Origin of the sequence: Billgrantia montanilacus (assembly GCF_003336675.1) — a bacterium.
In the GTDB taxonomy this organism is placed as follows: domain Bacteria; phylum Pseudomonadota; class Gammaproteobacteria; order Pseudomonadales; family Halomonadaceae; genus Halomonas; species Halomonas montanilacus.
The window spans coordinates 82,595-96,610 of sequence record NZ_QPII01000016.1; the positions used below are offsets into that span (position 1 = coordinate 82,595).

Genomic DNA, 14,016 nt, shown 5'->3' on the forward strand with positions numbered 1-14,016 from the left:
ATTGCGTACGTTTCACATGTCGGCGGTTACGCCATCATTCGGCTGTTGCCCGCTCACTCGTCACTGGAAACATCCTTCCAGGTCAAGCCGTCCGCGACCTGGGCCAGTACGCGGGGTGGCAGCTCGCCCATCACCACTACCTGTATCGGCCCGTCCTCCACTGTCAGGTGGCGCACGATGGCCAGCGAAATGCCCAGCCGATGCAGACCGGGTATCAGCCGTTCCCGCCCCTCCTCGATCGGTTCGACGAACAGGCTGAGCGTAGAAAGGCCATCACTATAGATGCGGTGCCCGACGGCCTCGCCATGTCGCTCGCTACGGGTATCCACGGGCTGGGCGATGAACCCATCCGGCAGCCATTCGGGGCGCCAGGGGTGCTGAGGCTGGGAGCGAAGATCGTCGAGGAAGACGCTACCCTCATGCAGTTGCGGCTCCTGGAGTTCGGTAATCTGGAAGGTTTCGACCACTCGACCGCGATCATCGAGCAGTTCACGCTTCAACGGCAGCGCCGTGCGGGAATCGAGCCAGAGGCGTTGCCCGAATCGCAATCCATCGAGGGGTTCAATGTCCAGGCGCACGGCAGAACGATTGGCGATCCTCTCGTCGTTCCCCAGGCCAAGCCGATAAAACTGGTCGAGATGCCTGGCGACGCCGGCCGGCGAGGCGGCTACGTCGTCGTCACTGTCTGACCAGCCCAGTCGACCGATGCGTCCACGGCGCTCGAAGACGACCTGAGGACCATCGAGAAAGCGTGCCACTTCCCGTTCGACCCCATCCTGGATATCGTGGGAAAGCGCCAGCGTCCTGACACCATCGATGCCGATACGCACGGCCCTCGCCTGGAAGATATAACAGTGGTTGGCCCAAAGGCTGCGCTCAAACCAGTCGCTCGCTGTCTCCGGGGCTTCCCAATCGGATAGCTGGCGACAGTCGAATCCCTCGTTCGACGTCTCGGTGCCACGCGGGGTGTCGGCCGCCAACGGCAGAGCCACGCCTAGGCAGGCGATGCCGCAGAATACTGCCAGGCGACGCAGGGTGCGCCCGGCTCTCATCAGCGCTGCCCCAGCGTCTCACTACCGGAAGCGCGCAACAGCGGCATCCAGACATCGCCACTACGATAGGCGGCACCCTCTGAGTGTCGATCAAGGTAGGACTGCAACAGCCTCGCCTGCTCCTGATCGGAACTCGGGGCCTGTCGCGACTGCGGCGACATGAAGAGGGGGTTATCGAAGCTGGCCCCCACGGGCATGATACCGGCCTGCCCACCGGCGGACGCCGGCGAGAACAGTGGAGAACCCTGCCCGCCCGCCGGGGAGGCAATGCTTCGCTGCGGTTGCTCCGAAGCGGAACGGGTCTCGGTCCCGGCAACCGGGGAGTCGCCGGTACGGGCAAAGTCGCTGCCGCTGTAGAACTGCACCCCGGTGATCACCATCAGCGAGACGGCAGCCGCAATGCCGGCACCACGAGCCAGGGAGGGAGAGCGTCGCGACGCCACGGGCGTCGTTTCGAGAGCCGGTGCCGGTTCATCCTCGAGGCGGGCCATGATGCCGGCCGAAAGATCCTTGCTGACATCGATGTCATGATCCCGCCGCATCAGGCTACGCATCAAGTGATAGCGTCGCCAGGCATCCGCCGCATCAGGGTCGTCCTCCAGGGACTTAAGCACCCGACGGAGCTCGAGATCATCACCTTCGTTGTCCATCAGGGCAGAAAGCGATTCCCGTGCGTTCTGACTCATTCTCACACCCCCACGCTGTCAAGGCACCCTGCCTTGCATCAAATGAAATCCGGTATTTCCTGTCACACGCTGCTGTCACACATTACCGGAAATACCGACCCGCCCACGTACTCGTGCAAGCGTTGTAACGTAACAATCACTGCTTCTGACGCCGCTAGCGCCAGACAGTTCAGCGCCAGCGCAAAATCCTTCGATTTTTCTCACTCGGCCTTCACTCACCCCTTTCACTCAATCATCGATTCCCGGGTCCGCGCCGTGGTGACGAGCGGCTGGATATGCTGGTCGACCGCCTCGCGGGCACGAAAGATACGCGACCGCACCGTCCCCACCGGACACTGCATGATATTGGCAATGTCCTCATAGGAGAGCCCGTCCAGCTCTCGCAGGGTTATCGCTGTGCGCAGGTCATCGGGCAGATTCTCGATGGCTTCGAAGACCGCGGACTCGAGCTGGTCCCTCGCCAGGGACGCTTCCGGGGTTTCGGTATCGGCGAGGCGACCGCTATGATCGAGAATCTCGGCATCGACGATGTCGAGATCACTACCCGGAGGTCGCCGCCCCTTTGACACAAGGTGATTCTTGGCGGTATTGATGGCGATGCGATACATCCAGGTATAGAAGGCGCTCTCCGCGCGAAACTTGCCCAGCGCCCGGTACGCCTTGATGAAGGCCTCCTGCGCCACATCCTGCACTTCGCTGTGATCCTGTACGTAGCGCCCGATCAGCCCGATGATCTTGTGCTGATATTTCCTTACCAGCAGGTCGAACGCACGATTGTCACCCTGCTGGGCGCGTTCCACGAGTTGCTGGTCGGTTTCTCGGCTGCCCATTCATGCCCCTCCCGACCGGGAGAGAGCCTGCTGACTGGCGGTGAAGCGAAACGTCGTGCTGGATTCTGCATGCATGGTGTAAACCTGGTGCCTGTTGGCAGCTGAGTGTCCCTGGAGTATTGCTCCATCGAAACGGCAAGTGTTCCTGTTTATTGGCCGCGCATCAAGCCGGCTGCCATGCGCCGGCACTCAGACAGTCGCCAGACGCCGGGGTTCCGGTCACAATTGATATTTTCTCTCTCTGCGGGTGTATAGTAGATCATCCTCCCAGCCTTCAACGCATCACGATACAGGTAGCGAAATGTCAGATCAGCAGGTCAGCAACCTCAACGTTCTTTCGCAGGACGTTCTGATCACCCCCGAGGCCCTCAAGAACGAAATACCGCTCGGTGAAGCCGCCGAAAGGACGGTCATCGAGGGGCGTCGGACCATCCAGAACATTCTCGATGGTACCGACCCCAGGCTGCTGGTAGTGATCGGCCCCTGCTCGATACACGACGTCGATGCCGCCCTGGATTATGCACGTCGCCTGCGCCGTTTGGCCGATGAGGTGAAGGACAGCCTCTATGTGGTGATGCGCGTCTACTTCGAGAAACCCCGCACCACTGTTGGCTGGAAAGGCCTGATCAACGATCCGCACCTCAATGGTTCGTTCGAGATCGAGGAAGGGCTGCACATCGCTCGCAAGCTGCTGGTGGAGCTTTCGGAACTCGGCCTGCCGCTGGCCACCGAGGCGCTGGACCCGATCTCGCCCCAGTATCTGCAGGATTGCATCAGCTGGTCGGCGATCGGGGCACGCACCACCGAATCCCAGACTCACCGCGAGATGTCCTCCGGCCTGTCGAGCCCCGTCGGTTTCAAGAACGGCACCGACGGCAGCCTTGATGTGGCCGTCAATGCGCTGCAATCGGTGGCACACCCGCATAATTTCCTCGGCATCAACCAGAGCGGCCAGGTGTCGATCATCCGCACCCGCGGCAATGCCTATGCCCACGTGGTGCTGCGCGGCGGCAACGGCAAGCCCAACTACGACAGCGTCAGCGTCGCGCTGGCTGAGCAGGAGCTGCGCAAGGCCGGCATCAAGCCCAACATCATGATCGACTGCTCCCACGCCAACTCCAACAAGGACGCTGCGCTGCAGCCCCTCGTCATGGAGAACGTCACCAACCAGATCCTCGAGGGCAACCGTTCTATCATGGGCCTGATGGTGGAGTCTCATATCGGCTGGGGCAGTCAGAAGATTCTCGACGATCTCAGCCAGATGCAGTACGGCGTCTCGGTGACCGACGCCTGTATCGACTGGGAAACCACCGAGGAGGCCATGACCCGCATGGCCACGAAACTGAAGCCGGCCCTCGCCTCCCGTGGCGACGCCTGACCCCACGGCGTGACTATCGATTGCATCAGGCCCGCCTAACACGGCGGGCCTGATGTGTGGGTACCTCACTCGACCTCTAGCACGCTCCCTCTACACGCCTCTTCTATTGCGCTCCCTCTCTCACCCCGTCGATCTCTCGCACGAAAGGCGGTAGCGCATCGAGCAGTGCCCGTCCGTAGCGACGCGTCAACACACGGCGGTCGAGCAGCGTGATACGCCCCTGATCGGCCTCCTTGCGAATCAGTCGGCCACAGGCCTGCACCAGCTTGATCGATGCATCCGGGACGCTGATGCGCATGAACGGATTGCCGCCCTGGCTCTCGATCCACTCCGCCAGGGTCGCGCCGACCGGGTCGTCGGGCACCGCGAACGGTAGCCGGGTGACCACCACGTGGGTGAGGTAGTCGCCGGGCAGGTCGATGCCTTCGGCAAAGCTCGCCAGACCAAAGATGATACTGCCCTTGCCGGCATCGATCCGGGCCCGGTGCCGCTCGATCAATTCACGCTTGGGCAGCCGGTCCTGGGCGAGCACCCGCTCACGCTGTGCCGAGGGCAAGGCCTTCTCGACGGCGCGCAGCTGCGCCCTCGACGAGAACAGCATCAACACCGCCTCATCGGCACCAAGGCCACCGACGAAATCGATGATGGCTCGCTCGTGCGCCTCGCGGTCGGCCGGATCGACCGCCTCCCGCGGCACGCTGAGCACCGCCCGGGAATAGTCGAACGGGCTTGGCAGCCGCTGGTAGCGATACCGATTGGCCAGGCCGGCGCGCTCCTGCAGCCGCTCGAATCGGCCCAGTGCGGTGAGCGTGGCCGAGGTCACTACGGCGCCATAGCAGCTTCCCCACAGGGTCCTCGCCAGGGTGGGCGCGGCCGAGACGGGGCTCGCCGAGAAAGTGAGCTCAGGGTCACCGCCGAAGCGCTCGAGTGTCATCCAGCGGGCTTGCGGCGGCTCGCTGCCGATATCCGGGTGGGCATAGGCCTGCCACAGCCCGTGCGCCTCCAGTGCACGACCATGCAACAGCGCCATCAGCGGTAGCCAGGCTTCCGCCTGCTCACGAGCAAGCCCCGTATTCTTGTCCGGGTCGAGGCTCTCGCGCAGGATGTCGCTCAAGGTCTCCAGGGTCCGCGTCAATTCGGCGAAGGCGGTCACCAGAGTGCCGGCATGCTCGCGCAGTGCATCGGGCAGCCGTCCCATTTCGAAGCGGTGCTGATGACTCTCCTCCCCGTCAGCCAGACCCTGGGGACGACCGGCTAACTGGTGGCCGAGAGAGAAGGCTTCACCCAGGCGCGGCTCCAGTGCCGCAATGGCTTCCGGAAGCGTGCCCAGCAGCCTGGCTACGGTTGGCTGGATGGCCAGTGCCTGGTTCAACTCGGTGAGCGACTTCTTCAGGCTACCAAGCCAGCGCAGCGCACCACTCACACCAACCCTATGGGCGAAGTGGTTGAGCGCCTTGTCCGGCAGGTGGTGGCCCTCGTCGAAGACATAGATACAGTCGCCTGGCGGCGGCAACACGACACCGCCACCCAGGGACAGATCGGCCAGCACCAGATCGTGATTGGCCACGACGACATCGGCCGTCTCCAGATCGCGGCGTGCGCGGAAGAAGGCGCAGGCGGCAAAGTGGCCACAGCGCCGGTTGGTGCACTGCCGGTGATCGATGGTCAGGCGACGCCAGTCGGTATCATCGATCGACTCGGACCAGCTCTCGCGGTCGCCTTCCCAGCTGCCGCTGCCGTACGCCTCGGCCATGTCGCGCACCAGGGCCTGGAAATTGTCGCCGGACTCCTGAACCAGGCTCTGCTCGAACAGCGACAGGGTGGGATTGCCCGTCACGCCGTCCAGCTCCTGCTCGAGGCGCGCCACGCACAGGTAGCGACCGCGCCCCTTGGCCAGGGCGTAGTGGAAATCCAGGCCGCTGTGGGCCTTGAGGGCGGGCAGGTCCTGATGCAGCACCTGCTCCTGCAGGGCCACCGTGGCGGTGGCGATGACCAGCCGCTTGCCGCGAGCCTTGGCCACCGGCAATGCGGCCAACAGGTAGGCCAGGGTCTTGCCGGTGCCGGTGCCGGCCTCGAGCACGCAGACATGCTCATCGGAGATGCGCTTGCCCGAGTCGTCGGCCACGATACCGCTCAGCGTGCGAGCAATCTCGGCAATCATCAGCCGCTGGCCGTAGCGTGGCGTTAGCCCCTGGGCCTCCAGCACGCGACGATAGGCGGCCTGTATCTCGCCCTTGAGGGCCTCATCCAGCATGGCCTCACTCTCTAGAGAACTTTGAGGGAATGGCTTGAGCCCATCGGCCCTTCAGCGACTGCCTGGGAAACGCCTAGCGGTGGCGGCGGCTTCGGCGCCGTCGACAGGTTTACGAGGAGGCGCTGTAAACCCTTCCCTGGGCGCTACTTTTGCCATCCCTGGCAAAAGACCTCCTCTTCAACCTGTCCCCGGCTGCCTCGCGGTAAAAACAAAGCGTTACAGCAACCCCTCGGGCGGGTGCTCGCAGGGCAGCTTGCCGTTGATATAGCGCTCGATCTCGGGCAGCGAGAAGGCATCCTCTTCGCCGACGAAACTGATCGACACCCCGTTGGCACCGGCGCGGCCGGTACGGCCGATACGGTGCACATAGTCTTCCGGGTCTTCCGGCAGGGTGTAGTTGATCACGTGGCTGACATCCTCGATATGGATGCCGCGGCCCGCCACGTCGGTGGCCACCAGCACCTGGATCTCGCCTTCACGGAAACTCTCAAGCGTCTTGATGCGCTGATTCTGGGGTACGTCACCGGAGAGCATCGCGGCATTGATGCCAGCTTTTCTGAGCAGCTCGTCGAGCTTGCGCACCAGGTCGCGACGATTGCCGAAAACCATCACCCGGTCGAAGCTCTCCTGACGCAGCAGGTTGATCAGCAGCCGCTGCTTGTCATCGTCGCTGACCATATAGACCCGCTGATCGATGTTGGCGGCGTTTTCCACCGTTACCTCGATCTCGACGTGCGCGGGCTCATGGGTCCACTGGCTGGCCAGATTGAGGATATCCGGGGAGAAGGTTGCCGAGAACAGGAAGGTCTGCCGCTCCTCCTTCTTCGGCGTATGCCGGATGATACGCTTGACGTCGGGAATGAAGCCCATCGACAACATCCGGTCCGCCTCGTCGAGCACCAGCACCTCGACCTGGGTCAGGTCGACGTCGCGCTTCTCGTGGAAGTCCAGCAGTCGACCAGGGGTCGCCACCAGGATATCGACCTTGCGCCCCAGCGCATCGCGCTGCTTCTGGTAGTCCATGCCACCAACTACGCTTGCCACGTTGAGCGACGTGAAGCGTGCCAGGGCCTTGGCATCCTTCTCGATCTGCAGCGCCAGTTCGCGGGTCGGCGCCACGATCAGCGCGCGAGGCGCACCGGTCTTCTGGGCGTTCGGCTCTTCCTCTTCCAGGAAGTAGGCCATGATCGAGATCAGGAAGGCCGCGGTCTTGCCGGTACCCGTCTGCGCCTTGCCGACCACGTCGCCACCCAGCAGGGTCTGGCTCAGGGCCTCCGCCTGGATCGGGGTGCAGTACTCGAACCCCAGGGCGTGGATGGCACGCATCAACGGCAGCGGCAGATCGAAGTCGTGAAAGCGCCACTTGCCCGCCTCGACAGGCACCTGGAACTGGCGAAGATCCCAGTTCGATTGGCGGCGGCGCGGCTTGCGACGACGACGTTTGGGCTTGCGGTTCTCGGCCGGTGCTGTGGTCTGTTCCGACTCGCTCATAGGCTATGTGTCTTGTCCGTAGCAATGGATGAAGGAAACACTACACGAATGCCTGCGCGACCGAATCGCCCGTCGATTCGTTCAGCGTTTCCTGAACTTCGTACAGCCGCATATTGTACCAGCCTATCGCGATGAGGGCGCGCCTGGTGCAATGGACTGATAGAATAACGGTCTATGCCACCCTTCGACACCCAATGGAGTCCGGCCCGATGACACGCCGCAAGAAGACCCGCTCGCTGGCCGACAAGGTGACAATCCGCACCGGCAAGCGCAAGGATTTCAAGCAGTGGCGCCACGAGAACCCCGACCAGGTGACCTCGTCGCGCCGCTTTACCCAGAAGAAGCGCCAGCAGCGCAAGCTGCAGGCGGCACGCAAGCAGGCTCGCCAGGAAACGGGGCAGCCCATTGCCATCCACCCGGAAAACCGCGGGGAGGCGCCGGAGTAATGCGCCTGGTATCCTTCAACATCAATGGGTTGCGAGCCAGATTACACCAGCTCGAGGCACTGATCGAGAGTCACGCTCCCGCCGTTATCGGCCTGCAGGAAACCAAGGTCCACGACGACGAGTTTCCCCGCGAAGCGGTCGAGGCGCTGGGCTACCGCGTTTACTTCCATGGTCAGAAGGGACACTACGGCGTGGCGCTGATGTGCCACAGGGAACAGTGCCCCGACGAGCCCGAAGCCGTCTACTACGGTTTTGACGATGACGACGAGCTAGCCCAGCGGCGCATGATCGGGGCGAAACTTCGTACGGCCGACGGAGAGACGCTGACGGTATGGAACGGCTACTTTCCCCAGGGCGAAAACGTCGATCACCCCACCAAGTTTCCCATCAAGCGGCAGTTTTATGCACGGTTGTCCCGGCTACTGAAGGAGGCCCATCGACCCGACGAGCGGCTGGTGATCATGGGTGACTTCAATATCTCCCCCGCCGATATCGATATCGGCATCGGCGAGTCCAACCGCAAGCGCTGGCTGCGGGAAGGCAAGACCAGCTTCCAGCCGGTAGAGCGGGAGTGGCTCGACGGCATCAAGGCATGGGGGCTTACCGACAGCTACCGGCTGCACTACCCGGACGTGGACGACCGCTTCAGCTGGTTCGACTACCGTTCACGCGGCTTCGAACGAGAGCCGAAGCGTGGCCTGCGCATCGACCATATTCTGGTCACCCCATCGTTGGCCGAGCGTGTGCGCGACGCCGGCATCGATTACAACCTGCGCGGCATAGAGCGCCCCTCGGACCACGCTCCCGTTTGGACCGACCTCGAACTCTGAACCTTGATGCCTCGGTTCGCTTGGCGAACCTCGCCCTAGCGGATCGATAGCCAGTGCGGGTCTACCTCACTACCCAGAGCGTGAGCCTGTTGCAGGGCATCCTGCGCCAGCTCGATCCGTCCCCAGGCAAAAGCCAGCAGCCCCAGGCGATGCCAATCGACGCCCGCTTCGCTGCGCTCTGACACCGCGCGCCAGGCAGAAAGCGCCTGCTCGCGATCTCGCGCCTGCTCCCAGGCGCGAGCCAAGAGTCGCCGGTTATCCAGGGTGTCCGGCAGCGTCTCGTCGGCCAGCGCCGCCTCCATGTACTCGGCCGCCCGGGCCGGGGTCCCGGCGGCCAGGTGCAGCTCGATCCGCCGCCGCAGGTCCTCTTCGCCGGACAGGGCTCCCTGCCGCCAGCCGGCTTCCCAGATCGCTGCAGCCCGCTGAACCTCGCCGAGTCCCTGGGCCAGCGCTGCGGCCCGCCGCCACGCTTCAGACCCCACCTGCGCATTCAGTGCGGCTTCCAGGCTAGCCAGGGCCGCCTCGCCGCGCCCAGCACGCTGGAACACGGTGGCTGCCAGCGCCTGACGGCGCTGCTCCGGGGACGGGTCATCGGCCAGGGCGCGCTCAGTCCAGCTCGCCGCCTCATCCCAGCGCTCCAGCTCCGCCAGGGCACGGGCCAAACGCCAATGGTCGTCGACGCTGCCGCTATGGCGCTCATGCCATTCGAGCCATAGCGATACCGCCTCTTCAGTCTGCCCCGCTGCCAGGCGCAAGCGCGCCTCTTCGCGCAGCCAGCGATCGCGCTGAGGCAGCGAGGCTTCCTCCGTTCTGCGGGCCTGGCGCAAATGTTCGGCGGCGGCTTCGTGACGCCCCGCCCCGGCCTCGGCGCCGGCCGCCAGCTGACGATAGAGCGCGCTGGCCCAGCGATCGGCAGCATTGCCACCTTCGAACCGGTGTGCCTGAGCGCGGGCCCGCTCACCCACGCTATCGTGCTCGCCCTGCTGCAGCTGACGCTGGAGCTGCTCCAGGTCGCCGATGATATCGCCGGAAAGCGCCGGCGCACCGGCCAGTGCCGGAGCGGCAAGCAGCCATCCGGCACAGGCAAATACACCAATCACGGCACGCAGTGTCATGGCATCACCTCAACTGGAACTCGAGCCGCTGCCGAGCGCGGCGCACCCCATTGGCTGGCTCGAACTGCCAGCCCGCCACGGCCTGTTCGGCCGCCGAATCGAAGACATTACGCGGCTGAGACTCGACCACGCGGATAGACGAGCGATCGACGCTGCCGTCAGGGCGAATCAGAAACTGCAGCTCGACATGTCCTTCGAGACCGCGTCGCTGCGCGCGCGAGGGATACTCCGGCGGCACGCGACTGGTCGGCGCGATTTGACCGACATCCACCGGCCCCTGCTCGGCGGATGCGGCCTGCTCGGTCGTCGGTCCTGGTGCAGGTGCGGCACTCGGCGACGTCGGTGAGGGATTCGGCTCTGGAGTTGGCGCTGGCTGGGGTGCCGGTTCCGGGGCCGGCTCGGGTTCGTTCTGTGGCTCCGGAGCAGGTTCGGGCGGGGGCTCGGGCTGCATCTCGGCAAGCTCGGGCAGGCTGCTGTCGAACTCCAATGGCTCCACCGGTTCCGGCGGTAGCTCGGGTTCCGGCATGGCGATCGTACTTTCCAACGGCGGCAGCGGTTCCGGCTGCGGCGGTGGACTGGCCTCCACCTGTGGTGGCGGCGGCTCGGCGCTGGACTCCGCCGGCTCCTCCTGCACCGTTTCGGGCGCCTCGACCATGCTCATCGTCATGCTGACGTCGAGCACGTCGAACTCCTCCTCCGGTGGCGTCACCAGCAGCGCCAGTAGCCAGAACAACAGCAGGGCGAGGGCCACCCCACCCAGCAAGGAGAACGGTATGCGCGTCACGGCCGGCTCCGGCTGGCGGCAACCGCCACCTGCTCCACGCCGGCCTCGCGGATGCGATCCATCACCTCGATCAGCAGGCCGGTGGTCGACTCGCGATCGGCCTGGATCACCACCGAGCCATCCTCGCTGACCAACCCGGCAACCTCGCTGCCGACGCGGTGCAGGTCCACCGCTCGGCCGTCGACCCACACCGCCCCTTCGGGGGTGATGGCGATCATCACCTGGGCATCGGGTCGAGGCGTAGCGGCGCTGGATTCGGGCCGCTCGATCTCCACCCCGCTCTCCTTGATGAAGCTGGTAGTGACGATGAAGAAAATCAGCATGATGAAGACGACGTCCAGCATCGGCGTCAGGTTGACCTCGCTGGCTTCGCCGTCGTCGGCGCCAAGGCGGCGTCTACGCATCGTTGTCCTCCACGGCGCGGGCCAGGCGGTCGTGCAGCCGCTGGTCCTCGCGTCGAATGATCTGCTCGAGGCGGCTGGTGAAAAGCAGCCCCACTACCGCCACCGCCATGCCAGTCAGGGTCGGCAGGGTGGCGCGAGCCACGCCGTCGGCCATGGATCGGGCCTGGCTGGAATCGGTCATCGCCAGGCTATCGAAGACGGCGATCATGCCTGTCACGGTGCCAAGCAGGCCAAGCAGCGGGCACAGTGCCACCAGTAGTTTGAGCCACGGCAGCGGACGACGCAGACGCCAAATCAGCTCCCGCGCCCAGACCTCTCGCAGGGTCAGTGCACTCCAGCTCAGGTGGTCATTTCGGGCCGCCCAGCGCGAGATCAGGCTTCGCCTCGCCCGGCGGTAGGTGATTCGGAAATACCACACCCGCTCCAGCGCCAGACTGAACAGCAGCATCGCCACCAGGGCGATGACGACCAGCACTGAGCCGCCCGCCTCGACCAGCCCCTCGAGCGGTTCAAGCCAGAGCGGCATCGCGACACGCGCTCCCGGTGACGCCATCAGGCCCATGCGGGCGGTGCTCGAGTTGCTCGGCCAGGGCGGCGCTGGCCTGCCCCTCGACCAGTCCGGCCAGGTAGCGGCTGCGACCGGCAAGCGCCGTATGCGCGAACAGCAGCGGTACGGCGGTGATCAGTCCCAATACCGTGGTCACCAGCGCCTGACTGATGCCTCCTGCCATCATCTGCGGATCACCGGTACCGAACACGGTGATCGCCTGGAAGGTTACGATCATGCCGGTCACGGTACCCAGCAACCCCAGCAGAGGCGCCACCGCCGCCAACAGCTTGACCAGTGGTTGGCCACGCTCCAGCTTCGGCAGTTCGGCCAGCACCGCCTCGTCGAGGCGCGCCTCGAGCGCCTCCGGCACCGGATTGGCTTCCAGCGCTCGAAAGCGCTGCAATACTCGCCCCAGGGGGTTGTCGGAGCGCAGATGATCGAGGTCACGCAACTGACGACGCATGGCAAGGTTGACGCGTAGCAGATAGGCATACTGCAGCAGGGCAGCCAGCAGGCCAATCGCGCCCAGCCCCACCACCACATAACCGACCGCCCCGCCCTGGTGGAAGCGCTCGATCAGACTCGGGCGCTGTGCCAGTGCCGAAATGACCTGGCCGCGGGTGGGGTCGAGCGCCAGCGAACGCGACTCACCGGCATGGAAGGCCGCCAGGCTGGCTGCCACCTCGCGCGGCGTGCGCTCGACCACCGACAGGGTCTGATCATCGGCACCGCGGCGCAGCAGGTTGCCCTCGGTGAAGGCCGCAAAATCGCCCAGCCGCACCACCTCTCGCGGGGCAAGTTCGCCACTGGCCAACGCCACCGGCGCCTCGAAACGGACGACCCTTGCCGTATCGAGGGTCAGTGCCACCAGGCGGTCGGCGAACGACTCCAAGTGACCGAGTTCGAGCACCTCAGCATCGTCCAGGCGTGGAGGTAAGCGGGCTCCCTGCATCACCAGCCAGCTGTCGGCCAGACTATCGCGCAATTCACCGCTGTGGCGAGCCAGCGAAGACAGCACGGCTTCGAGGTCGTCGCCCTGCTCCTGCTGGCGGGCGTCGAGCTCGGCCTGGCGCGCGTTCAGCGCCTGTGTCTCGGCCTGCAGTTCGGCGTGGCGGGTTTCGGCCTGCTCATGAGCGGCGCGAGCCTCCTCGAGGGCGACCTCCAGGGCGTCGCGGTCCTCGAGCAGTTCGGCCAATCGCGCTCGGTCGCGCGCCTCGGCGGCTTCACGTTCGGCGCGCAAGGTAGTGAGCGGCTCAGGCTCGGACTGGGCCTGGGCCTGGGCCTGGGCCATGACCGGAACCGTGAAGAGAACGGCGACCAGCAGGCCGGCAACCAACGTGCCAATGGAATAACGTGGCGTTCTCATGTGTCGCCCTCCCCGATCCGTTCGAGCGGCTGCGAAATGGGCAGCGTGAGCAACTCGGGCGAACGGCGATCACGAGCGATGCGCAGGCCGTTGCGCACCTCGCGACGCTCGGCTTCGCCAAGGGGCGCCCAACTACCCGCATCGGCCTGCCAGACACGCCCGGCGCGGCCGTCCGGAGTGAGATAGTAGAAGCCCACGCGCCCCAGGCGCAGGTAGTCCACCTCGCGGCGCGACTCTCCATCACCGAGATAGCCGCGCCAGGTATCGACTTCGCGCCCGTACTCCAGCTCGGTGCGCCAGGCCTCCACGATGCGCTCCCAGCGCTCGGCGGTGGAAAGCTCGCCAATATGGGAGCGCAGGCTGGCGACCCGAGCCTGACGCTGCTCGCGCAGAAACGGCATGTCGTTGTCGACCCACTGCGCCAGCCGCTCTATCAAGCGCTCCTGCAATACCGGCAAGGCCTCACGGGTTTCCTCCAGGGTATCCAGGGCCACCTCGCGCCGGTCGAGCGTCTCGGCCTGGTGTTCTAGCCGCGGGACGAGTTCGGCGTTCTCGCGCGCCAGACGGCGCTCGGCGCGCTCCAGCTCGCGCAACTCCTCGAGCATGGCGCGCGTCTCTTCATCGGCGGCATCGATGCGTGCCTGCAGTTCGGCCTGGCTGCGCTGGGCGCTACCCGCCTCATCCAGCAACGTCTCCGCCGGTATCACCGGGGCAACCACCAGCAGACTGAGGGCCATACCAAGCATGAGTGGATGTCGAAACGTCACCACGACCGGACTCCCTTGATGTTCATACGATTCGCTGAATGGACGGGTGGCTGCCCCGGAAGG

The 14,016-nt window shown here is 65.0% G+C and carries 14 protein-coding genes; 3 read left to right on the top strand and 11 right to left on the bottom strand.

Annotated features, from left to right (window positions below; all coding sequences use genetic code 11):
* Window positions 1–53: 53 nt before the first annotated feature.
* From DU505_RS17740 to rpoE, 3 genes are all read right to left on the bottom strand, one after another.
* Window positions 54–1,052 carry a MucB/RseB C-terminal domain-containing protein gene (locus DU505_RS17740; protein WP_114480315.1) on the bottom strand — a complete coding sequence of 333 codons (999 nt, stop codon included), beginning with the start codon at window positions 1,050–1,052 and terminating at the stop codon, window positions 54–56.
* Entirely contained in the window at window positions 1,052–1,738 is a 687-nt protein-coding gene (locus DU505_RS17745; RefSeq protein ID WP_114480316.1) for a sigma-E factor negative regulatory protein, read from the bottom strand. The genes DU505_RS17740 and DU505_RS17745 overlap by 1 nt, the downstream gene beginning before the upstream one ends.
* A gap of 224 nt (window positions 1,739–1,962) precedes the next feature.
* Window positions 1,963–2,568 (bottom strand): RNA polymerase sigma factor RpoE, encoded by a 606-nt coding sequence (gene rpoE / locus DU505_RS17750; protein ID WP_114480317.1) that lies wholly within the window; start codon window positions 2,566–2,568, stop codon window positions 1,963–1,965.
* A gap of 301 nt (window positions 2,569–2,869) precedes the next feature.
* Here rpoE and DU505_RS17755 point away from each other — a divergent pair, with 301 nt between their 5' ends.
* Window positions 2,870–3,946 (top strand): 3-deoxy-7-phosphoheptulonate synthase, encoded by a 1,077-nt coding sequence (locus DU505_RS17755; RefSeq protein ID WP_114480318.1) that lies wholly within the window; start codon window positions 2,870–2,872, stop codon window positions 3,944–3,946.
* 103 nt (window positions 3,947–4,049) lie between these two features.
* Here DU505_RS17755 and dinG read toward each other — a convergent pair whose 3' ends face one another.
* Window positions 4,050–6,200: an ATP-dependent DNA helicase DinG gene (gene dinG / locus DU505_RS17760; RefSeq protein WP_114480319.1), complete on the bottom strand. Its 2,151-nt coding sequence runs from the start codon at window positions 6,198–6,200 to the stop codon at window positions 4,050–4,052.
* Window positions 6,201–6,416: 216 nt separating this feature from the next.
* A complete protein-coding gene (gene rhlB, locus DU505_RS17765; protein ID WP_114480320.1) occupies window positions 6,417–7,691 on the bottom strand; it encodes an ATP-dependent RNA helicase RhlB in 1,275 nt (424 codons plus the stop codon).
* A 209-nt stretch (window positions 7,692–7,900) separates the two neighbouring features.
* Here rhlB and DU505_RS17770 point away from each other — a divergent pair, with 209 nt between their 5' ends.
* Window positions 7,901–8,137 (top strand): hypothetical protein, encoded by a 237-nt coding sequence (locus tag DU505_RS17770; protein WP_114480321.1) that lies wholly within the window; start codon window positions 7,901–7,903, stop codon window positions 8,135–8,137.
* Entirely contained in the window at window positions 8,137–8,967 is an 831-nt protein-coding gene (gene xthA / locus DU505_RS17775; RefSeq protein ID WP_114480322.1) for an exodeoxyribonuclease III, read from the top strand. The genes DU505_RS17770 and xthA overlap by 1 nt, the downstream gene beginning before the upstream one ends.
* A gap of 35 nt (window positions 8,968–9,002) precedes the next feature.
* On the opposite strand, the gene DU505_RS17780 is transcribed toward xthA, so the two are convergent.
* The 6 genes from DU505_RS17780 to DU505_RS17805 are packed head-to-tail and all read right to left on the bottom strand — an operon-like array spanning window position 9,003 to window position 13,932.
* Complete coding sequence (locus DU505_RS17780) at window positions 9,003–10,082, bottom strand: tetratricopeptide repeat protein (protein ID WP_245948047.1); 1,080 nt, start codon at window positions 10,080–10,082, stop codon at window positions 9,003–9,005.
* 4 nt (window positions 10,083–10,086) lie between these two features.
* Window positions 10,087–10,866 carry an energy transducer TonB gene (locus DU505_RS17785; RefSeq protein WP_114480323.1) on the bottom strand — a complete coding sequence of 260 codons (780 nt, stop codon included), beginning with the start codon at window positions 10,864–10,866 and terminating at the stop codon, window positions 10,087–10,089.
* The gene (locus tag DU505_RS17790; RefSeq protein ID WP_114480324.1) at window positions 10,863–11,270 is read right to left on the bottom strand and encodes an ExbD/TolR family protein; all 408 of its coding nucleotides are present in this window, start codon (window positions 11,268–11,270) and stop codon (window positions 10,863–10,865) included. The genes DU505_RS17785 and DU505_RS17790 overlap by 4 nt, the downstream gene beginning before the upstream one ends.
* Window positions 11,263–11,796, bottom strand: coding sequence for a MotA/TolQ/ExbB proton channel family protein (locus DU505_RS17795; protein WP_114480325.1), 534 nt, complete (start codon window positions 11,794–11,796; stop codon window positions 11,263–11,265). The genes DU505_RS17790 and DU505_RS17795 overlap by 8 nt, the downstream gene beginning before the upstream one ends.
* Complete coding sequence (locus DU505_RS17800) at window positions 11,780–13,186, bottom strand: MotA/TolQ/ExbB proton channel family protein (RefSeq protein ID WP_114480326.1); 1,407 nt, start codon at window positions 13,184–13,186, stop codon at window positions 11,780–11,782. The genes DU505_RS17795 and DU505_RS17800 overlap by 17 nt, the downstream gene beginning before the upstream one ends.
* A complete protein-coding gene (locus tag DU505_RS17805; RefSeq protein ID WP_340148281.1) occupies window positions 13,183–13,932 on the bottom strand; it encodes a DUF3450 domain-containing protein in 750 nt (249 codons plus the stop codon). The genes DU505_RS17800 and DU505_RS17805 overlap by 4 nt, the downstream gene beginning before the upstream one ends.
* Between the last annotated feature and the right edge of the window lie 84 nt (window positions 13,933–14,016).